Below are 20,788 nucleotides of genomic sequence, written 5' to 3' on the forward strand. Positions count from 1 at the left end.
CGCGTAGTTTCAACATTGAAGTGCAATAGCTCTCAGGACGCATGATAGATCTCCAGCGGCGTTTCATATCCGTGTCATTTTCTCGGTCGGATATTCAACTCATGCTCAACTCTGCCTTCGCGGCAAGGTCAGCCTACCCCTGCGGCCGGCGGCGTGCGCCTAGCGATGGCGGAACGCCGGCGGGCGCTTGTCCATGAAGGCCTGCAGGCCTTCGCGGAAATCGTCCTCCAGGAAGCAGCGGTGGAAGCGCTCGCGTTCCGCGAGCAGCCCTTCGGCGAGTCCCGTCTGCGTGCTGCGCACGCTCTCCTTGATGCGGCATGCCACCGGGCTGGAGAACGCGGCGATCTGGCGGGCGAGGGCGAGCGCCGTCGACGCGAGCTCGGCGTCCGGCACGACGCGCGACACCAGTCCGGCGGCGAGTGCCTCCTGCGCATTCATCGCGCGGCCGGTGAGCAGCAGGTCCATCGCCACGTGCTTGCCGACGACGCGGGCGAGACGCTGAGTGCCGCCTGCCCCCGGCATCGCGGCGAGGGTGATCTCGGGGTGGCAGAAACGTGCCGATTCGCCGGCGATGACGATGTCGCACATCTCGACGAGTTCGCAGCCACCGCCGGCAGCGAGCCCATTCACGGCGACGACGACCGGCTTGCGCGCGTCGGCCAGGGTCTTCACGCAGCCGACGAAGGCCTCGGCGACCGCATCCTTGTGCGTCATCGCCGACATCTCGCGGATGTCCGCGCCGGCGCAGAAGTGCTTGAGGGCCGACGAAATGAGGATCACGCGCACTTCGGGCGAGGCCTCGAAGGCGGCCACGGCGGCATCGATTTCGTCGCAGAAGGCGCGGCTCAGGGCATTCAGCGCTTCGGCACGCCCGAGCACGATCTGGCCGACGCCGTCGCCTATCGTAAGCTGCAGATTTGCCATCGTTCCTTTCTCCTCATAAGCCTCGGGGGGCAGTAATCACATGCGCTGCTCGAAGCGTTCGAGCGCGGCATCCGCAAGTCGCTTGATCTGCATGCTGATAGCCGACTGCGTGCGGCCGAGTCGTGCGGCCGCGATCGAGAAGCTCCCGCTGTCGACAATGGCCACGAGGGCGCGCAAGAGGCCCAAGTCGAGATTGCGCGATCCTGACCGAATCGGCATGCAGAATTTTCGAGATTAATGTGGATCTTTTATATAGCAGTTTCCGGAATTTCGGAGCTTTCGATAAGTTCGCGCTCGTTTCTGCCTCCCCCGAATTCCTGTCGTACCTTTTCCATTCTCCAATGGTTGCCGCCGCGCATTGAGTGCGCAGCGGCCGGGATTGTCGGGGAACGGGGAACGCGCGAGCTTGCACCGAGGGGGCGATCAACCCCCTCGATGATGCTCATGCGGCCTGGGCGATGGGCTGTGGGGCGATCGGGACGGGAGCGCCGATGCGTGCGCTCTCGTAGATCGCATCCAGGATCTCCATCACGATCAGGCCTTCTTCGCCCGGTGCGGGGTGCGGACGGTCGCCGAGGATGGCGTCGGCGTAGTCGTGCATCGCCGAGCGGGCCTGGTTGGAGGTTGGATTCACGCGCATGTCGAACTGCCCGCCGTCGCGCTCCATGAAGATGTGGGCGTCGAAGGTGTAGCCCTCGTTGAGGTTGTGCTGCAGCAGCCCTGCGCGGGTGCCGAGCAGGCGGGTCTCCATCAGTTCGGCCTCGCGGATGTTGGCCGCCCACGAGGCTTCGAGCGCGAGGGTGGCGCCGTTGTCGAAGCGGATCAGGGCGGCGGCGAGATCCTCGACGTCGAAGGTCTTGCCCGACTGTTCGGCAAGCGGGCGGGCGATGTGATCGTAGGCGCTGCCCATGACCCACACCGGTTTCGGATAGCCCATCAGCCACAGCGCGAGGTCGAGGCGATGCACGCCGAGGTCGATCAGCGGGCCGCCGCCGGCCAGGGCCTTGGTGCCGAACCATCCGCCAAAGCCGGGCATGCCGCGGCGGCGGTGCCAGGTCGAGCGGCCGAAATAGAAGTCGCCGAAGAGGCCGGCGTCGACCTGCGCCTTCAGGGCGCGCGACTGGGCGCTGAAGCGGTAGGAGAAGTTGATCATCAGGCGCTTGCCGCTGCGTTGTGCGGCCGCCAGCATGGCGCGCCCCTCGTCGGCGTTCATCGCCATCGGCTTTTCGCACAGCACGTGGCAACCGGCGGCGAAGGCGGCGAGGGTGATTGCCTGATGGTACTTGTTGGGGGTGCAGACGCTGACGACGTCGAGCTTCTCGGCGGCGAGCATGGCCTCGGCGCTGTCGTAGCGGGCGCCGATGGCGAAGGCGTCGCCGACCTGGGCGAGCCGTTCGCTGTCGGGGTCCGCGATCGCGACGACGTCGACCTGGGGGTGTTCGCGCCACCCTTCGATGTGCAGGCGGCCGATGCCGAGTCCGACCACGCCGACGCGCAGGCGGCGGGAATCCGAGCGGACGGCGGTTTCCTTCACCTCGACCTTGTACGAGTCCTTCATTCGATGTCTCCCTTGTTTTGCTGGATGCCGACCTTGGAGAAGCTGACCTGCTTGGGGCTCAGTTTTTCCAGCGGTGGCGACATCGGGCAGCGGTCGACGATGTTCACGCGCGGTGCGGCCCACTGGACGGCGTTGGCGAGCACGCGCTGGACATTGGCGTCGTAATAGGTGGGGTAGGCCTCGTGGCCGGGGCGGAAGTAGAAGATGCGCCCGTGGCCGCGCTCCCAGGTGCAGCCGGAGCGGAACACCTCGCCGCCCTCGAACCAGGAGATGAAGACGGTGCTGTGCGGCTGCGGGATGTCGAAGCGTTCGCCGTACATCTCCTCGTTGGGCAGTTCGAAGTACTCGCCGAGGCCGGCGGCGATAGGGTGCGAGGGTTCGACGACCCACACGCGCTCCTTCTCGTCCGCCTCCCGCCATTTGAGCGAGCAGTTGGTGCCGAGGAGGCGGCGGAAGATCTTCGCGAAGTGGCCGGAGTGCAGGACGATCAGGCCCATGCCTTCCAGCACGCGACGCTGGACGCGTTCGACGACGGCGTCGGAGACCTGGTCGTGCGCCTTGTGCCCCCACCACAGCAGCACGTCGCAGTCGGCGAGGCGCGCTTCGCTGAGACCGTGTTCGGACTGGTCGAGCGTGGCGGTGCCGATCTCGAGGGGCAGGGCGCCGGGCTGAAGGGCTGGCGTTTCACGCAATGCGCTGGCGATGGCGTGGTGGATGCCGTCGGGGTAGATCGCGCGAATCGCGTCATTTTCGCGTTCATGCTGGAACTCGTTCCAGACGATCACAGAAATCTTTGTCTTTGACACGTGAGTGCTCCAAGATGTGGTTTGCCCGCTCTGTTGCGGGGGAGGCCTTGATGTCCTGCAGGTTGGTGCGCTAGCAGGGAAATCTTAGCGAGCGGGGATGGGCCGTCTCAACGAAAATCAGTGCGACAAAGCTGCAAAGAATGAAAGAAATCTTTGATCCGCAGGCGGCTGATCCGACGACGCTTTCCGAAGGCCTGCGGCGGGATGGGCTGGAGACCCGACTGGCGGGGGAACTGCGTGCGAGCCTAGGTGAGGCGCTTGCGCGGATCGGCGCCGGGCGCATGCCCCTGCAATTGCCCGGGCTGCCGCCGGAGATCGTGACGCGCGGTGAAGGGCACTTCCATGTGGCGCCCGAGCTGTTCGTGCAGCTCTCGGGCTGGACGGAGTTTCGCTTTCCGCATGCGGAGTGTCGGCTCGGTCCGGGCGAGGCGCTGCTCATGCCACCGCAGCTCCTTCACGCCGAGCGCGTGGGCGGCGCGGAAGGCGAGGCGTTTCGCAATATCGTGATCTATGCGGCAGGCGACTCGCTGACCTGCCATTTCGCGCACGAGGCGGCCCCCGGCGTGCCCGGCATCCTGCATCTGGAAGCGCGCCGGCACGCGCAGGCTGCCCGGGTGCGGGAGTGGATGAGCGACGCCGCGCGAATCGTCACTTCGGGCGAGGACGAATGGGGCCGTGCGCAGCGCTGCGGTCTGGTGGTCGCCGCCATCGGGGGAGTGCTCAGGGCGCTGGACGACACGTCGGCGGACCCGCGCGCCGAGCCGCCGCTGGTGGCGCGGGTGCGGCTGCTCGTGCAGAACCAGCTGGGCGATCACGCACTGAGCGTGCGGCGGCTGGCGCAGCAGTCGGGATGCACCGCGGACTATCTTTCGCATGTGTTCAGCCGGGCGACCGGCGAGCATCTGATTGCCTACATCACCCGCCAGCGCGTGGAGCGGGCCGCGCACCTGCTTCGCCATACGGAACTGGCGGGCAAGGAGGTCGCCTGGGCTTGTGGGTTCGCGACCCCGAGTTATTTCATCCGCAACTTCCGCGCGCAGTTCGGGGTGACGCCGAGGGCGTGGCGGGCGAGCGCGGGTGAGCGGGGCCTCGTCTAAATGCATTAACGAAAAAGGAAAGGAAGACCATGAACCGCATCTACGTCCCGACCCGTGGCCCCGAGGACTGGCGCGCCCTTCTGGCGGACCCGGACAAGCACTGGGTGTCCGGCTATTCCGCGAAAACGCTCGCGTACGCATGGGAGACCCAGAGTGGTTATCCGATCGAGATCGCGCGCGTTCTCAACCAACATCCCGCTCTTGAGGACGCGGAACCGCTGCTGATCTTTCCCGAATGGAAGGTTCCGCTACCCGGCGGTGCACGTCCGTCGCAAAACGACATCTGGACCTTGGCGAAGGGGGGCAGCGGTCTCATCTCCATCGCCGTGGAGGGGAAGGTCGAGGAGCCCTTCGACAAGACGGTCGGTGAATGGCGCGCGGATGCCTCCCCCGGCAAGACGCTACGCCTGAAATACCTGGCCGAGACCCTCGGGCTGGACGGTAACATTCCCGATGGCATTCGTTACCAGTTACTCCACCGGACTGCCTCCGCGCTGATCGAAGCCAGGCGTTTCTGCGCCCGCGACGCGGTGATGCTGGTGCACTCGTTCAGCGACCAGCACCAATGGTTCCAGGACTTCGCCGATTTTGTCGCTCTCTTCGGCACCGGCGCGGAGGCGGAAGTGAACCGACTCGTTTCCGCGGCGCCGATCGACGGAATCTCTCTGCATCTCGGTTGGGTGCATGGTGAACGGCGCACAACCGCAACGCCATGATTCGTTCCGCCCGGATAGGGGCTTTGCGTGGTGACATCGCCTTGTGGTGGTGGTGATTACCGCGCCGCGTTTTCGTAGAGTTCCAGCGGCAGCCCGTCGGGATCGGCGAAGAAAGTGAAGCGGCGGCCGGTGAGTTCGTCGAGGCGGATCGGTTCGACCGCGACACCGCGGGTTTCGAGCGCGCGCACGGCGGCGTCGAGGTCGGTGACGGCGAAGGCGAGGTGGCGCAGGCCGCAGGCTTCGGGGCGGGTGGGGCGTGGCGGCGGATCGAGGAAGGAGAACAGTTCGAGCTGCGTGCCGTCGGGCAGGGCGAGGTCGAGCTTCCAGGAGTCGCGTGCGGCGCGCCAGGTCTCGGCGATCACGCGCAGGCCGAGCACTTCGGTGTAGAAGCGCTTCGAGCGCGCGTAGTCGCTGCAGATGATGGCGACGTGGTGCAGGCCGGCCAGCTCGACTCCCTTCATAGCCGCCGGTTCCGCCGCTCGCGGTCGTAGCGGAGCTTCATGAACAGGATGCTCAGGGCGAAGAACAGCGTGACGACGTTTGCGAGCGTCACTGGCCACGAGCCGACCAGCACGCCGTAGGCGAGCCACAGCGCGACGCCGGTGGAGAACACCGCGTACATGCCGAGCGAGATCGCGCGGGCGTCGCGCGTGCGCCAGATGTGCAGCGCCTGCGGCACGAAGGAGGCGGTCGTGAGGAGGGCGGCGAGGTAGCCGATGGCTTCGGTGGCGGTCATGGCCGGGGGTGTCGGTGAAAGGTCGGCATTATCCGCTGTTGCGCAGGCCGGCCGCGATGCCGTTGATCGACAGGTGGATGCCGCGGCGGATGCGTTCGTCGTCGGCGCCTTCGCGGTGGCGGCGCAGCAGCTCGACCTGCACGTGGTTGAGCGGGTCGAGGTAGGGGAAGCGGTTGCGGATCGAGCGCTTCAGCAGCGGGTTGGCGTCCAGCAGCTCGTTCTGCCCGGTGATCTTCAGCAGCGCGGCGACGGTGGCCTCGTGCTCGGCGCGGATGCGCGGGAAGATCGCGTCGCGCACGGCCGCATCACGCACCAGGCCGGCGTAGCGGCTGGCGATGGCGATGTCGCTCTTGGCGAGCACCATGTCCATGTTGGAGAGGAGCGTCGTGAAGAATGGCCATTCGCGGTGCATCGCCTGCAGGCGCTCGAGGCCGGTGGGGCCGTGGCGGTCGAGGTAGTCGGTGACGGCGGCGCCGAAGCCGAACCAGCCGGGCAGCATCAGGCGGCACTGCGACCAGCTGAACACCCAGGGGATCGCGCGCAGGTCCTCGATCGCGAAGCTCTTCTTGCGGGCGGCGGGACGCGAGCCGATGTTGAGCTGGGCGATCTCGTCGACGATGGTCGATTCGCGGAAGTAGGTCTCGAAGCCGTCGGTCTCGTAGACCAGGCCACGGTAGGCGCGAAAGGCCGAGTCGGAGAGTTCGTCCATGGCTTCCAGGAACTCCGCGCGCGGGGCGGGTTCCTTGCCGGCGAGCAGCGTGGCTTCGAGGGTCGCGGCGACCAGCACTTCGAGGTTGCGGCGGCCGACTTCAGGGTTGCCGTACTTTGCGCCGATCACCTCGCCCTGTTCGGTGAGGCGGATCTGGCCCTGCACCGCGCCGCCGGGTTGCGCGAGGATGGCCTGGTAGCTCGGCCCGCCGCCGCGCCCGACCGAGCCGCCGCGGCCGTGGAAGAGGCGCAGGCGCACGTCGTGGCGGCGGAAGACTTCGACTAGCGCGATCTCGGCCTTGTACAGCTCCCAGCCCGAGGTGAGGAAGCCGCCGTCCTTGTTGGAGTCGGAGTAGCCGAGCATGACTTCCTGCGTCCGGTCGCGCGAGGGGAGGAGGCGCTTCCAGGTCGGTAGCGAGAGCAGGCGGTCCATCACCGGGCCGCTCGCCTGCAGGTCGGCGATGGTCTCGAAGAGCGGGATCACGTTCACGGCGAGCGTGTCGCTGCGCGGATCGAGTAGCCCGGCTTCCTTGAGTAGCACGGCGAGTTCGAGGAGGTCCGAGACGCCGTCGGTCTTGGAGATGATTGCGTTGGGCACGGACGTCGGGCCGTAGCGGCGATGCGCTTCGCGCGCCATGCGGAAGATCGCGAGTTCCGAGGCGGTCTCGGCGGAATAGGCGTAGTGCGGCGAATGCAGCGGCCGCGCGCTGGCGAGTTCCGCAACCAGCAGCGAGATGCGTTGTTCCTCGGTGAGCCTGCCGTAGCGGGTACCGGGCTGGGCCACTTCGAGCAGTTCCGCGACGACGCGCTCGTGCACCTCGGAGTTCTGGCGCAGGTCGATCGGTGCGAGGTGGAAACCGAACACGGAGACCGCGCGGCGGATGCGACGAAGGCGGCCGTGGGCGAGCTCGGCTGAGCCGTTCGCGAGCAGCGAGCGATGAACGATGTCGAGGTCGCCGGCGAGCGCCTGCGGATCGGCATAGGGGGCGACTCCGTCGGGCGCGGGGAGTTGGGCTGCCGCCGGCGCGGCGGGGCCGCCGAGCAGCGCATGCCGGGTCGCGGCGAGGCGGGCGCGGATGCCGGTGACGGCGCGCCGGTAGGGTTCGTCGCTGCGGTGCGGCGAGCGGTCGGGCGAGGCGTCGGCGAGCACCAGCAGCTCGTCCGAGGCCGGTACCAGCAGCGAGGCGAGGGAGAGCTGGGAGGCGAGGATCTCCAGCTCGTCGAGGTAGTGATCGAGCACGCGCTCGCACTGCATCGCGAGCGCCTGCTCGAGCATGTCGGCGGTGACGAAGGGGTTGCCGTCGCGGTCGCCGCCGATCCAGCTGCCGACCTGCAAGAAGGCGGGCAGTTCGTGCGCCGCGAGGCGTTCGTCGTGCTCGGCGAGGGCGTCCTCGATGTTCGCGTAGAGGCGCGGCACTTCGCACAGGAAGGTGGTCTCGTGGTAGCCGAGGCCGTTGTTCACCTCGTCGACGACCGAGAGCTTGGCCGGGCGCAGCATGCGCGTCTGCCACAGCGTCAGCACGCCGCGGCGCAGCGCATCGTCGTTCTCGCGGCGCTCTTCGGGCGTGAGCAGCATGCGGTCGCGCTGGTCGAGCAAGCGCGCGATCGCGGTCTGGCAGTTGAGGATGCTCTTCCTCTGGACTTCGGTGGGGTGCGCGGTGAGGACCGGCACGATCTGCGCGCTGGCGAAGAAATCGGCGAGCGCCGTCGCGTCGAGGCCGGCGTCGAAGGCGCGGTTCATCGCCAGCGCGAGGCTGCCTTCGCGCGGCGCGGAGCCGGCGATCAGGTGCGCGCGCGAGCGGCGGATGTGGTGCTGGTCCTCGGCGAGGTTCGCGAGGTGCGAGAAGTAGCTGAAGGCGCGCACGACGTGCAGCGTGTCTTCGCGCGAGAGGCGGTCGAGCGCGGCCTCCAGCTCGTCGCGCGCGCCGTGGTCGGCGTCGCGGCGGAAACGGATCGAGTCGCGGCGGATGCGTTCGATGAGCTCGAACACCGTTTCGCCTTCGCGGGCGCGCACGGTGTCGCCGAGCAGCCGCCCGAGCAGGCGGATGTCGTCGCGCAGGGCCTGGTCCTTGTCGGGGTTCAGATCAGCGGGGAGGGCAGCGTTCACGGCAAGGCTCTGCAAAAGGAGCGGCCCGCCGCGCGGCGCGACCGCAGGAATAAAAAGGACCGGCACCACCGCCAGGGAGTGAGCGTTGTGATGCGGTGCCGGTTGGAGAGCAATCGTTGTGCCGTGGCGCTCAGCGCGAAGCGAAGGCGATGGAGCCGGCGAAGCGTGCGTCGGCGCCGAGTTCGCGTTCGATCGCGAGCAGGCGGTTGTATTTCTCGACGCGGTCCGAGCGGCTCGCGGAGCCGGTCTTGATCTGGCCGCAGGCGGTCGCGACCGCGAGGTCGGCGATCGTCGTGTCGCTGGTCTCGCCCGAACGGTGCGACGCGATCGACGCGTAGCCGGCGCGGCGGGCCATTTCCATCGCGGCCAGCGTCTCGGTGAGCGTGCCGATCTGGTTGGGCTTGATCAGGATCGCGTTGGCGATGCCTTTCTCGATGCCTTTCGCGAGGATTTCGGTGTTGGTGACGAAGAGGTCGTCGCCGACGAGCTGCACGCGGCGGCCGAGGCGGTCGGTGAGCACGCCCCAGCCGGCCCAGTCGTCCTCGGCCATGCCGTCCTCGATGCTGACGATCGGGTAGTCGCCGACGAGGTCCGCGAGGTAGCCGCAGAACTCGGCGCGCGAGAAGCGCTTGCCTTCGCCTGCGAGGTGGTAGGCCTCCTCATGGTGGAATTCGGAGGCCGCGCAGTCGAGCGCGAGCGCGATCTGCGAGCCGGGCTTGTAGCCGGCGCGTTCGATGGCTTCGAGGATCAGGTCGAGCGCTTCGCGGGTGCCGCTGACGTTGGGCGCGAAGCCGCCTTCGTCGCCGACCGAGGTGGGGTAGCCCTTGTCATCGAGGAGCTTCTTCAGCGCGTGGAAGACGCCGACGCCGGCGCGCAGCGCGTCGCCGAAGCGGGAAAAGCCGTGCGGGACGATCATGCATTCCTGGATGTCGAGGCTGTTGTTCGCGTGCGCGCCGCCGTTCATCACGTTCATCAGCGGCACGGGCAGCGTGAAGCCGCGCGAGGCGTCGCCGAGGTGGCGGTAGAGCGGGATCGATTGCGCGTTCGCGGCGGCATGCGCAGTCGCGAGCGACACGGCGAGCAGCGCGTTGGCGCCGAGGCGTGACTTGTCGGGGCTGCCGTCGAGTTCGACGAGCTGCGCGTCGATCGCGCCCTGGTCGCAGGCGTCGCGGCCCTTCAGTGCGGCGGCGATGGGGCCTTCGACGTTGGCGAGCGCCTTGGTGACGCCCTTGCCGCCGAAACGGGCGGGGTCTCCGTCGCGCAGTTCGAGCGCTTCGCGCGCGCCGGTGGAGGCGCCGGAGGGCACGGCGGCGGTGCCGGCGTGGCCGGAGGTGAGGCGAACCGTGGCCTGCAGGGTCGGGTTGCCGCGGGAGTCGAGGATTTCGAGGGCTTCGATCGAAGTGATGGCGGTCATTGCGGTGTGTCTCGTAAGGGAGCAGTCAATCGCACAAGAGGCTCGGTCGGCACGGACTGCTCCCTCCCCTTGAAGGGGAGGATTAGAAGGTTCCTTCCCCTTCAAGGGGAAGGACAGGATGGGGATGGGTCTCTTGCAGACGCTGCGGAGTCCCCCCATCCCCACCCCAACCCTCCCCTTGAACGGGAGGGAGCGGCGGTGTGAACGCGGCGAGCGGTTCGCTTACAGGATGAAGCGCGTATTCACGAAGTTCGACTTGTTGCCGAGCACGATGCTGTCGAGGAGCTTCTTCGACGCTTCCGTCTGCTTCGCGGCGACCATGGTGCGGATCGAGAACGAGCGCAGCGCGTCATGCACCGACAGCGTGCCTTCGGCCGAGTCCTTGCGGCCGGCGAAGGGGAAGACGTCGGGGCTCCTCTGGCACTGGGCGTTGAGGTTCACGCGGCACACCTGGTTCACCAGCGGATCGACGAGGCTCGCGATCTGGTCGGGGTTGGTGCCGAAGATCGACACCTGCTGGCCGTGGTCGGACGTGATCACGTAATCGAGCGCGGTCTCGATGTCCTCGAAGGGCGCGACCGGGATCACCGGGCCGAACTGCTCCTCGCGATAGAGCTTCATACCTTCCTTCACGGGGAACACCACCGCCGGGTAGAACATTGTCTCGACCGAGGCCCCGCCGTTGTCGTTGAGCACCTTCGCGCCCTTCGCGACAGCATCCTCGATGCATTCGTTCATGTAGCCGACCTTGGCCATCTCCGGCAGCGGCGTGATGGTCACGCCCTTTTCCCACGGCATGCCGATCTTGAGCTTGCCGATCTCCTCGCAGAAGCGGCGCAGGAACTGGTCGGCGATGGCTTGGTGCACGAGGATCATCTTGATCGCGGTGCAGCGCTGGCCGTTGAAGGACAGCGAACCGGCGATGCATTCCTTGACCGTCAGCTCGATGTCGGCGTCCGGCAGGATGATCGCGGCGTTCTTCGCTTCGAGGCCGAGCACCGCGCGCAGGCGGTTGGTCTTCGGGTGGGCCTTCTTCAGCTGGTCGGCGACCTTGCTGGTGCCGATCAGCGCGAGCACGTTCACCTTGCCGGAACTCATGATGTGCGGCACGACGATGCTGCCCTGACCGTACACGATGTTGATCGCGCCGGCCGGGAAAGCGCTGCGGAAGGCTTCCAGCATCGGGTAGTACAGCAGCACGCCGAAGCGCGGCGGCTTGAAGAGCACGACGTTGCCCATGATCAGCGCCGGGATCAGGGTGCAGAAGGTCTCGTTCATCGGGTAGTTGTACGGGCCCATGCACAGCACGATGCCGAGCGGCGAGCGGCGGATCTGCGCGATCGTGCCGTCGACGATCTGGAAGCGCGAGTTGGCGTTGTCGAGGTTCTTCAGCTCGGCGATGGTCGCCTTGATGTAGTCGATCGTGCGGTCGAATTCCTTCTCCGAGTCGGCGAGGCTCTTGCCGATCTCCCACATGATCAGGTTCACGATCTCGCGGCGGCGCGCGACGATCTGGTTGGTGAAGTTCTCCACGCAGGCGATGCGGTCGGCGACCGACATCGTCGGCCACTGGCCGCGGCCGTTGTCGTAGGCCTTGGCGGCGGCGGCGATCGCGGCGTCGGCCTCATCGGTGCCGGTGACGGGGAAGCTGCCGAGTTCGACGTGCGCGAGGCTGCCGTCGGCGGCGCGCATCGCGACCGGGGAATACACCGGGCGCGTCTCGCCCTTCCAGATCTGCATCTCGCCGTTGAGCAGGATCGCGCGCTGGTGCAGCGGCGCCAGCACGCGGCAGTCGGCCGGAATGTCGGCCTCGGTGGGGAACAGGGAATGCAGGCGGGCCTGGATGGTGGTGGCGTTCATGGTTGTCTCTCTCGTTCTCTCTTGAATACGTTGTTCGTGGGGCGCACTTGATATGGGAACGGCTTCAGCCGCGAATCGACGGTGTCGCTCCGGTGGCGGCCCCTTCGCGGCTGAAGCCGCTCCCACGTGATGGGATCTCGCCTTCGGTGTCGGCAGCCGTGATATCCCCCTCCGGCCACGCGAGGCGAAGCAGGTTGGTGCTGCCGGGGGTGCCGAAGGGCACGCCGGCGGTGACGACGACTGCTTGTCCCGGTGCGGTGAGGCCTTCGGCGCGGCAGTGTTCGAGCGCGACGTTGACGATCTCCTCGACCGCGCAGGCTTCGACCGACCGGCGCGAACGCACGCCCCACACGACGCACAGCCGCCGCGCGACCGACTGCGACGGCGTCAGCCCCAGGATCGGCGAGCGCGGGCGCTGGTGCGCGATGCGCAGTGCGGTCGAGCCGGAGGCCGTGAAGGCGACCGTGGCCGACAGCGGCAAGGTCGCTGCGACCGCGCGGATCGCGGTGCCGATGGCGTCGGTGGTGTTGCCCTTCGGGTCGGCGCCGACCGCTTCCATCAGCTGGCGCTGCAGCGGATCGGCCTCGGTGCGGGCGATGATGCGGCTCATCATCGCGAGCGCGTCGGCGGGGTACTTGCCCGAAGCGGTCTCGGCCGAGAGCATCACCGCATCGGCGCCATCGAACACCGCGGTCGCGACGTCGGAGGCTTCGGCGCGGGTGGGGGCGGGCGCGGAGATCATCGATTCGAGCATCTGCGTCGCGACGACGACCGGCTTCCCCGCGCGGCGGCACAGTCGCACGATGCGCTTCTGCAGGCCCGGCACGTCCTCGGGCGGCAGCTCCACGCCGAGGTCGCCGCGCGCGACCATGATGCCGTCGGCGAGCGCGATGATCTGTTCGAGTTCGACCATCGCCGAAGGTTTCTCGATCTTCGCCATCAGCAGGGCCTTGTCGCCGATCAGCGCGCGCGCTTCGGCGATGTCCTCGGCGCGCTGCACGAAGGACAGTGCGACCCAGTCGATGCCCAGTTCCAGGCCGAAGGCGAGGTCGCGGCGGTCCTTGGCGGTGAGCGCGGAGAGCGGCAGCGCGACGTCGGGGACGTTCACGCCCTTGCGGTCGGAGAGCCGCCCGTCGGTCAGGGCTTCCATCTCCAGCACGCCTTCGTCCTTCGCGACCACCTGCAGGCGCATCTTGCCGTCGTCGACCAGCAGCACGTGGCCGGGGCCGACCGCCGCGATGATCTCGGGGTGCGGGATGGCGACGCGCTGCGCGTTGCCGGGCGTCGGGTCGAGGTCGAAGCGGATGCGGTCGCCGCGGGCGAGCGTGACACCGCCTTCGGCGAAGGTGCCCAGGCGCAGCTTCGGCCCCTGCAGGTCGATCAGCACGCCGATCGGGCGGCCGAGGCGCTCCTCGACGGCGCGGATGCGCTGGTACACGGCGCGGTGGTCGTCGTGCGTGCCGTGGCTGAAATTCAGGCGGAAGACGTCCGCCCCCGATTCCGCAAGCGCGCGCAAGGTGTTCTCGTCGGCGCTCGCGGGGCCGACGGTTGCGATGATCTTGGTGTTCTTGCCGGGCATCTGGGGTCTCATGCGGTGGTCGCTGAAAACGGGTTGGGAGGAGTGCCTGCGACATTGACGTCGAACTCGACGCCGCAGCTGAAACTGGAGGTCGCACCCGGCGGCAGGCGGACGTCGCGCGCGCAGTCGGGGCGGTTGAAGGCGTCGGTCATCGCCTCGACCGGCTCGATCGCGATCGCACGGCGCGGGTCGCGGGCGAGCGTGTCGCCGGTGAAGACGTGCGTCAGGCCGCCGCGCTGCCAGATCGTGAGCTGGCGGCCGGTCGCCGGGTCACGCAGGCGGCTGCGGATCAGGCCGTCCGAATCACCGACCCGTAGGGCGGGAGAAGCGCAGCGCATCCCGCCGAGCGGGGCTGGAACGGAGTCGGATGCTGGAATCGCCGCCACCCGCTCAGCTTCCGCCGACCCCACATGCCCGCCGTCCCGACCCGCCCCGCCGTAGCAACCGTCGATCACCGCGTCGCCGATGGGGCGGGGGAGACGGAAATCAGGCAGAGGGCCGGCGTCGACCGGCGCATAGGCGGCGGCGTCGGCAAGCGGAAACAGTTGCCCGTCGGTGACGATGCAGTGCGTTGCGGGGATCGTCAGCTCCAGGCTGTCGAGGGGCGCATCGCCCAGACGGAAGTACGGGTGCCAGCCGGCCGCGTAGGGGGCGGCGTGCTCGCCGATGTTGGTCGCGGTGACGAACAGCGCGAGGCTGCGCGCCGCGAAGCTCACGCGCACGTTGAGCTTCAGCGCGAAGGGGTAGCCGGGGAAGCTGTCGGGCCGGATGGTGCCGGTGAAGAGCACGCTGGCGCCGCCCGCGGTTTCCTGCACGTTCGCGATCGCGAGGTCCATGCCGCGCAGGAAGCCGTGGTAGATCAGCCGCTCGGCGGTCGGAACGCCGGGCAGCAGATCATGCTCGCGTTTCTCGAAACGATAGCGCCCGTCCGCGATGCGGTTCGGGAAGGGCACCATGATGCCGTTGCGTACGCCGTTCTGGCCGGCCAGTTCGTCGGCCGACTGGTAGCCGTCGGTCAGCGCCACCAGTTCGCCGGCGTGCGGTACGCGCCAGTCGAGCAGCGTCGCGCCGCGCCGCGCGAGGACCGCATAGGCGCCGCTGCGTTCGTCGCGCAACTCGATTGCCGCGATACCGCCTTGGTCCCGGTTGCGTACGCGGAACGGGCTGACGGACGTCATGGCCAGGGCCGGCGCTGCCGCCATCACGCGGCTCCGGCCGGGCGCAGTGCCGCGGCGGCGCGCGCAAGTTCGGTGATCGCGGCCCAGTCGCCGGCGCGCACGCGGTCGGCCGGCGTGAGCCAGGAGCCGCCGACGCAGGCGACGTTGGGCAGCGCGAGGAAGTTCGGCGCGCTCGCGAGGTCGATCCCGCCGGTCGGGCAGAAGCGCACCTGCGGAAAGGGGCCGCCGAGGGCCTTCAGCATGCTGATGCCGCCTGCCTGCGCCGCGGGGAATAGCTTCATCGCGGTGTAGCCGGCGGCCAGCGCGTTGATCACGTCGGACGGGGTCATCACGCCGGGCAGCAGCGGGATCGCCGATTCGCGCCCGGCGCGCAGCAGCTCGGGCGAAGCGCCGGGGCTCACGGCGAAGACGGCACCGGCTTCGGCCGCCGCGGCGAGGTCGGCGGGCGTCACGACGGTGCCGACGCCGACGATCGCGTCCGGCACCTCGGCACGGATCGCACGCACGCTCTCCAACGCGGCGGCGGTGCGCAGGGTGACTTCGAGCACGCGGATGCCGCCGGCGACCAGCGCGCGGGCCAGCGGCACCGCATCGACGACCTTGTCGAGCACGATCACCGGCATCACGGGGCTGGCGGCGAGGAGGGTATGGATGTCCATGGATGAGTTCTCCGGAATTCGGGGGTCAGGCGAGCGGCAGCGGGCCGGGCAGGGTGGAGCCGAAAGTGCTGGCCCCCTGTTCGGCGCCGCATGCGTTGGCGCGCGCATTGAAGAAGAGTTCGCGGCCGACGCCATGCTGGTTCGCGTCGAGGTTCGCCGTGGCGACCTCGCGTGCGGCCCACTCGGCGGCATCGACCAGCGCTTCCAGCGTGCCGGCCTCGGCGTCGAGGCGGATCAGGTCGCCGCTGCGCACCTTGGCGAGCGGGCCGCCGGAGAGGCATTCCGGCGTGACGTGGATCGCCGCGGGCACCTTGCCGGAGGCGCCCGACATGCGGCCGTCGGTGACGAGCGCGACGTGGTAGCCCTGGTCCTGCAGCACCGCGAGCGCCGGCGTGAGCTTGTGCAGTTCCGGCATGCCGTTGGCGCGCGGGCCCTGGAAGCGCACCACGGCGATGAAGTCGCGCGCCAGTTCGCCGCGCTTGAAGGCCGCCATCACGTCGTCCTGGCTGTCGAACACGAGTGCCGGTGCTTCGACGACGCGGTGCTCGGGCTTGACGGCGGAGACCTTGATCACCGAGCGCCCCAGGTTGCCCTGCAGCAGCTTCAGGCCGCCGTCGGCGCTGAACGGGTCGGCGGCCGGGCGCAGCACGGCGGTGTCGAGGCTTTCGGCGACCGTCGTACGCCATGCGACCGTCTCGCCGTCGAGCCAGGGCTCCTCGGCGTAGCGCGCGAGGCCTTCGCCCATCACGGTCGTCACGTCGCCGTGCAGGAATCCCGCGCCGAGCAGTTCGCGGATCAGGAAACCCATGCCGCCCGCGGCGTGGAAGTGGTTCACGTCGGCACTGCCGTTCGGGTAGATGCGGGTGAGCAGCGGCACGGCGGCGGAGAGTTCGTCGAAGTCGTTCCAGTCGATGTGGATGCCGGCCGCGGCGGCGATCGCGACGAGGTGGATGGTGTGGTTGGTCGAACCGCCGGTCGCGAGCAGGCCCACGATGGCGTTGGCGATCGTGCGCTCGTCGATGACTTTCGCGATCGGGATGTATTCGTTGCCGAGGCGCGTGATGCGGGCGAGGCGCTGGGCGGCCGCGCGGGTGAGCCCGTCGCGCAGGGTGTTGCCGGGATTGACGAAGGCCGCGCCCGGCAGGTGCAGGCCCATCACCTCCATCAGCATCTGGTTGCTGTTCGCGGTGCCGTAGAAGGTGCAGGTGCCGGGGCCGTGGTAGGCGGCCATCTCGGACGCCAGCAGTTCCTCGCGCGTCGCCAGTCCCTGCGCGAACTGCTGGCGCACGCGCGCCTTGTCGTCGTTGCCGATGCCGGTCGTCATCGGGCCGGCCGGCACGAAGATCGTCGGCAGGTGGCCGAACTGCAGCGCGCCGATCAGCAGGCCGGGCACGATCTTGTCGCACACGCCCAAGCACAGCGTGCCGTCGAAGACGTTGTGCGATAGCGCCACCGCCGTCGACATCGCGATCACGTCGCGGGAGAAGAGGGAGAGTTCCATGCCCGCCTCGCCCTGCGTGACGCCGTCGCACATCGCCGGCACGCCGCCGGCGAACTGCGCGACCGCACCCGCCCCGCGCGCCGCTTCCTTGATCAGCGCGGGCATGCGCTCGAAGGGCTGGTGCGCGGAGAGCATGTCGTTGTAGGCGGACACGATCCCGAGGTTGGGCAGGCGCGCCTGGCGCAGCACCAGCTTGTCGTTCGGCTCGAACGCCGCGTAGGCGTGGGCCTGGTTGGCACAGGAGACATGGGTGCGCGCGCTGCCGGCGGCGCGTGCGGCGGCGTCGACGCGCGCCAGATAGGCGGCGCGCGAGGCGGTGCTGCGGGCGCGGATGCGGTCGGTAACGCGGGCGAGGATGGGGTTGAGGGTCATGCTGCCTCCTTTGTGTCGTGGCGTCGCCTTCTTGTCTCAGCGAGGGTCATGGCGACTTGCTTTGACACAAGTGTAGATTTGCTACATGTAGAAATGCAAGCCCATTTTTGTAGAAAAAGTGAAAACTTGTAGTCCGGCTGATCGATTTCGCCAGAAATCAGAAGCGCTTTGAACTGAGGTTTAATGGGCAAATGCCTTGAAGGATGCGGAGCTGCGCCCCGTACGGGAGCGAAGTCGGGTTGAGAAATTTTGTGTTGACTTGCTACATTTTTCCTACTTTAATGGTCTGTAGATTTACTACCGACGCGTTCCCGCAGTCCCGGAAAGGCGACGGCCCCACAAGAACACATGGACGAGGCAAAAAATTGATCCCTCTTGAAGCGTTCGACCTGATCCTGTTCGGAGGCAGCGGCGATCTCGCGATGCGCAAGCTGCTCCCGGCGCTGTATTACCGTCACCGCGATAGCGTCGCCGGCGGCGACACCGCGCGCTGGCGCATCGTCGGCGTCGGGCGCGAGGAGCTCTCGCGCGAGGCATATGTCGCGAAGGTGGAAGCCGCGGCGCGCAAGTTCGTCGCCGCGCGCGATTTCGACGACAGCGCGTGGGCGGCCTTCGCAGCCACGCTCGATTACGTGCGAGTCGATGCCCGCGAGGCGGGCGACTTCGAGCGCCTGGGCGCCACGCTCGCCGACAATCCCGCGCGCGTGCGCGTGTTCTATCTTGCGACCGCCCCCAGCCTGTTCGCGTCGATCTGTGAAAACCTCGGCGCCGCCGGTCTCGTCACGCCCGACAGCCGCGTCGTGCTGGAAAAGCCGCTCGGCCGCGACCTCGCCTCCGCACGGCAAATCAACGAACAGGTCGGTGCGATCTTCAAGGAAGAACAGATCTATCGGATCGACCACTATCTCGGCAAGGAGACGGTGCAGAACCTGATTGCGCTGCGCTTCGGCAACACGCTGTTCGAACCCCTGTGGAGCCGTGGCTGCGTGCGCGATGTGCAGATCACGCTGGCCGAGACCGTCGGCGTCGAAGGGCGCGGCGAGTTCTACGACAACACCGGCGCGCTGCGCGACATGGTGCAGAACCACCTCCTGCAGCTCCTGTGCATCGTCGCGATGGAACCGCCCGCGAGCATCGACCCCGACGCGATGCGCGACGAGAAGCTCAAGGTGCTGCGCGCGCTGCGCCCGATGACGCCCGAGGACGTCGCCACCCGCACCGTGCGCGGGCAGTACCGCGCCGGCGCGGTCGAGGGCCGTCCGGTGCCAGCCTACCTCGAGGAGCCGGGCATCCCCGCTGGCAGCCGCACCGAGACCTTCGTCGCGCTGAAGGCCGAACTCAACAACTGGCGCTGGGCCGGCGTGCCCTTCTACCTGCGCACCGGCAAGCGCATGCAGGAGCGGCTCGCCGAGATCGTGGTGAACTTCCGTGACGTGCCGCACGCGCTGTTCCCCTCGCTCTCCGGCGAGCGCGCACCGAACCGCCTGGTGATCCGCCTGCAGCCCGACGAGGGCCTGGAGCTGCACCTGATGGCCAAGGTGCCCGGCGACGAGATGCGCCTGCGCCCGGTCGCGCTCAACCTCGACTTCGCGGAGACCTACCACGGCCGCCAGTGGGACGCCTACGAGCGCCTGCTGATGGACGTGATCCGCGGCAAGCTCACGCTCTTCATGCGTCGCGACGAACTCGACGCCGCGTGGCGCTGGATCGAGCCCATCCTCGAAGGCTGGGAGCAGGACACGACGCCGCCGCGGCCCTACACCGCGGGCACCTGGGGCCCGGCTGCGTCGAGCGCGCTGGTCGGGCGCGACGGTCTCGCCTGGCTGCAGGACTCCTGAGCATGGAAGTCGCAATGGAACTGGACTACGCCCTCGGTCTCCCGCGCCACGTCGCGCAGGACCTTTTTCCCGACACGGCGACGATGTCCGCGGCGCTCGCCGACCGCGTCGCCGCGATGCTGCGCCACGCCATCGGCCAGCGGGGGCGCGCGAGCCTCGTCGTCTCCGGTGGCCGCAGCCCGATTCCCTTCCTGCGTGCGTTGGGGCAGCGCAAGCTCGACTGGTCGCACGTCACCGTCACGCTCGCCGACGAGCGCTGGGTGCCGGCCGACCATCCCGACAGCAACGCCGGCCTCGTGATCGCGAACCTGCTGCAGGGGCCGGCCGCCGAGGCGCGCTTCGTGCCGCTGTATGGCGGCGAGAACTCGCCCGGCGACGGGCTGGCCGCATGCGCGGCCCGGCTCGACGAGATTCGACGGCCCTTCGATGTCGTCGTGCTGGGCATGGGGGACGACGGGCATTTCGCGTCGATCTTCCCCGGCATTCCGCGGCTGGGCGAGCTGTTATCGGAGGGCGGTCCCGCGCTCGCGGCGACCGTCCCGCCCGCCGCGCCGCACGCGCGCATGACGCTGGGAGTCTCCGCGCTGCTCGATGCACGCCGGATCCTGCTGCCGATCGCCGGCGCGGTGAAGCGCAAAGTGATCGAGGCTGCGGCCGCCGGAAACGAAAGTTTTCCGATCGCCACACTTCTGCGACAACGGCGTACCCCGATGCATGTATTCTTCTGCTCCTCCACGTGACATGCGGATGGGCTAGTCTTCCGATCCGAGGCAGCGGCACACGAAGCCGCGCAACACTGGAACCAGGCTACTGAAATGGAAAACCAACCGATCATCCAATCGCCCGGCGAAGCCCCTGCCGAGACGGGCGCCCGCCAGGCGAGTCCGTTGCTCGCCCGCATCGAGGCGTCCTTCGACGAGCTGCGCAAGTCCGAACGCGCCGTCGCGACATTCGTGCTCGACCATCCGAACGAGGTGCTCAACATCTCGATCGCCGAGGTCGCCTACCGTGTGGGCGTCAGCCAGCCGACCGTGGCGCGCTTCGTCAATGCGCTCGGCTTCACCGGCTTCAAGGAATTCAAGCTGCGCCTCGCGCAGAGCCTCGCGAGCGGCGTGCCCTACGTGCATCGCGACGTCGGCCCCGACGACTCGCTCGACGAAGTCGCGCCCAAGGTCTTCAATCGCACCATCGGCGCGTTGATGAGCGTGCGCAACCAGCTCGACGCCGGGCGCCTCGAACGCGCGGTGGAGCTCGTCACGCGCGCCGGGCGCATGGAGTTCTACGGCATCGGCAATTCCGGTATCGTCGCCTCCGATGCGCAACACAAATTCTTCCGTTTCGGCATCCCGTCGGTCGCCTACAGCGATCCGCACACCCAGGGCATGGCCGCGACCTTGCTGGAGGAGGGCGACGTCGTCGTCGCGATCTCCGCGAGCGGACGGACGCCCGAGATCATCCGCGCCTGCGAACTGGCACGCGAGGCCGGCGCCGAAGTGATCGCGATCACCGCCAGCGGCTCGCCGCTCGCCCGCACCGCGAGCGTGCTGCTCGCCGCCGACGTGCCGGAAGATCCCGACGTCTATGCCCCGATGACCTCGCGCATCGCGCATCTGGCGATCATCGACGTGCTGTCGGTGAGCGTCGCGCTCGCGAGCGGCCCCGAACTCATCAAGCGCCTCGAGCGCACCAAGCAGACCCTGCGCGACAAGCGCATTCGCGGATTCGAAGCGTGACC

The 20,788-nt window shown here is 68.3% G+C and carries 18 protein-coding genes; 5 read left to right on the forward strand and 13 right to left on the reverse strand.

Features of this window, described 5'->3' with window-relative positions:
• Positions 1-159: 159 nt before the first annotated feature.
• The 4 genes from U5817_RS10475 to U5817_RS10490 form a co-directional block, all read right to left on the reverse strand.
• Positions 160-924: an enoyl-CoA hydratase-related protein gene (locus U5817_RS10475; protein ID WP_407280685.1), complete on the reverse strand. Its 765-nt coding sequence runs from the start codon at positions 922-924 to the stop codon at positions 160-162.
• A 36-nt stretch (positions 925-960) separates the two neighbouring features.
• Positions 961-1,143, reverse strand: a complete 183-nt coding sequence (locus tag U5817_RS10480; protein ID WP_407280686.1) for a LysR family transcriptional regulator — start codon at positions 1,141-1,143, stop codon at positions 961-963.
• A 223-nt stretch (positions 1,144-1,366) separates the two neighbouring features.
• Entirely contained in the window at positions 1,367-2,482 is a 1,116-nt protein-coding gene (locus U5817_RS10485) for a Gfo/Idh/MocA family protein (RefSeq protein ID WP_407280687.1), read from the reverse strand.
• Complete coding sequence (locus tag U5817_RS10490) at positions 2,479-3,288, reverse strand: ThuA domain-containing protein (RefSeq protein ID WP_407280688.1); 810 nt, start codon at positions 3,286-3,288, stop codon at positions 2,479-2,481. The genes U5817_RS10485 and U5817_RS10490 overlap by 4 nt, the downstream gene beginning before the upstream one ends.
• A 140-nt stretch (positions 3,289-3,428) precedes the next feature.
• On the opposite strand from U5817_RS10490, the gene U5817_RS10495 reads away from it, so the two are divergent.
• Both U5817_RS10495 and U5817_RS10500 read left to right on the forward strand, forming a co-directional pair.
• Positions 3,429-4,385 (forward strand): helix-turn-helix domain-containing protein, encoded by a 957-nt coding sequence (locus U5817_RS10495; protein WP_407280689.1) that lies wholly within the window; start codon positions 3,429-3,431, stop codon positions 4,383-4,385.
• 29 nt (positions 4,386-4,414) lie between these two features.
• Positions 4,415-5,101, forward strand: a complete 687-nt coding sequence (locus U5817_RS10500) for a DUF6946 family protein (protein WP_407280690.1) — start codon at positions 4,415-4,417, stop codon at positions 5,099-5,101.
• Between the two features lie 56 nt (positions 5,102-5,157).
• On the opposite strand, the gene U5817_RS10505 is transcribed toward U5817_RS10500, so the two are convergent.
• The 9 genes from U5817_RS10505 to edd all read right to left on the reverse strand — a co-directional run bounded on the left by U5817_RS10505 (position 5,158) and on the right by edd (position 17,215).
• Positions 5,158-5,562 carry a VOC family protein gene (locus tag U5817_RS10505; protein WP_169131501.1) on the reverse strand — a complete coding sequence of 135 codons (405 nt, stop codon included), beginning with the start codon at positions 5,560-5,562 and terminating at the stop codon, positions 5,158-5,160.
• The gene (locus tag U5817_RS10510; RefSeq protein WP_407280691.1) at positions 5,559-5,837 is read right to left on the reverse strand and encodes a SemiSWEET transporter; all 279 of its coding nucleotides are present in this window, start codon (positions 5,835-5,837) and stop codon (positions 5,559-5,561) included. Before U5817_RS10510 ends, U5817_RS10505 begins: the two co-directional genes overlap by 4 nt.
• A gap of 28 nt (positions 5,838-5,865) precedes the next feature.
• The gene (gene ppc / locus U5817_RS10515; protein ID WP_407281048.1) at positions 5,866-8,628 is read right to left on the reverse strand and encodes a phosphoenolpyruvate carboxylase; all 2,763 of its coding nucleotides are present in this window, start codon (positions 8,626-8,628) and stop codon (positions 5,866-5,868) included.
• Between the two features lie 154 nt (positions 8,629-8,782).
• Entirely contained in the window at positions 8,783-10,066 is a 1,284-nt protein-coding gene (gene eno, locus U5817_RS10520) for a phosphopyruvate hydratase (protein ID WP_407280692.1), read from the reverse strand.
• A gap of 222 nt (positions 10,067-10,288) precedes the next feature.
• Complete coding sequence (locus U5817_RS10525; protein ID WP_407280693.1) at positions 10,289-11,926, reverse strand: NADP-dependent glyceraldehyde-3-phosphate dehydrogenase; 1,638 nt, start codon at positions 11,924-11,926, stop codon at positions 10,289-10,291.
• A gap of 64 nt (positions 11,927-11,990) precedes the next feature.
• Positions 11,991-13,505 (reverse strand): pyruvate kinase, encoded by a 1,515-nt coding sequence (pyk, locus tag U5817_RS10530; protein ID WP_407281049.1) that lies wholly within the window; start codon positions 13,503-13,505, stop codon positions 11,991-11,993.
• 8 nt (positions 13,506-13,513) lie between these two features.
• On the reverse strand, positions 13,514-14,707 hold the full coding sequence (locus U5817_RS10535; protein ID WP_407280694.1) for an aldose 1-epimerase: 1,194 nt from the start codon (positions 14,705-14,707) through the stop codon (positions 13,514-13,516).
• On the reverse strand, positions 14,707-15,342 hold the full coding sequence (gene eda / locus U5817_RS10540; protein ID WP_407280695.1) for a bifunctional 4-hydroxy-2-oxoglutarate aldolase/2-dehydro-3-deoxy-phosphogluconate aldolase: 636 nt from the start codon (positions 15,340-15,342) through the stop codon (positions 14,707-14,709). The genes U5817_RS10535 and eda overlap by 1 nt, the downstream gene beginning before the upstream one ends.
• Before the next feature lie 25 nt (positions 15,343-15,367).
• Positions 15,368-17,215 carry a phosphogluconate dehydratase gene (gene edd, locus U5817_RS10545; protein WP_407280696.1) on the reverse strand — a complete coding sequence of 616 codons (1,848 nt, stop codon included), beginning with the start codon at positions 17,213-17,215 and terminating at the stop codon, positions 15,368-15,370.
• A gap of 422 nt (positions 17,216-17,637) precedes the next feature.
• Between edd and zwf the strand changes: the two genes are divergently transcribed.
• The 3 genes from zwf to hexR all read left to right on the forward strand — a co-directional run bounded on the left by zwf (position 17,638) and on the right by hexR (position 20,786).
• Entirely contained in the window at positions 17,638-19,053 is a 1,416-nt protein-coding gene (zwf, locus tag U5817_RS10550) for a glucose-6-phosphate dehydrogenase (protein WP_407281050.1), read from the forward strand.
• A 2-nt stretch (positions 19,054-19,055) separates the two neighbouring features.
• Positions 19,056-19,793 (forward strand): 6-phosphogluconolactonase, encoded by a 738-nt coding sequence (gene pgl, locus U5817_RS10555; protein ID WP_407280697.1) that lies wholly within the window; start codon positions 19,056-19,058, stop codon positions 19,791-19,793.
• A 75-nt stretch (positions 19,794-19,868) separates the two neighbouring features.
• Positions 19,869-20,786, forward strand: a complete 918-nt coding sequence (gene hexR / locus U5817_RS10560; RefSeq protein ID WP_211167259.1) for a transcriptional regulator HexR — start codon at positions 19,869-19,871, stop codon at positions 20,784-20,786.
• The last annotated feature ends 2 nt before the right edge of the window (positions 20,787-20,788 follow it).

It is taken from the genome of Aromatoleum evansii, assembly GCF_045689615.1.
Taxonomy (GTDB): domain Bacteria; phylum Pseudomonadota; class Gammaproteobacteria; order Burkholderiales; family Rhodocyclaceae; genus Aromatoleum; species Aromatoleum evansii.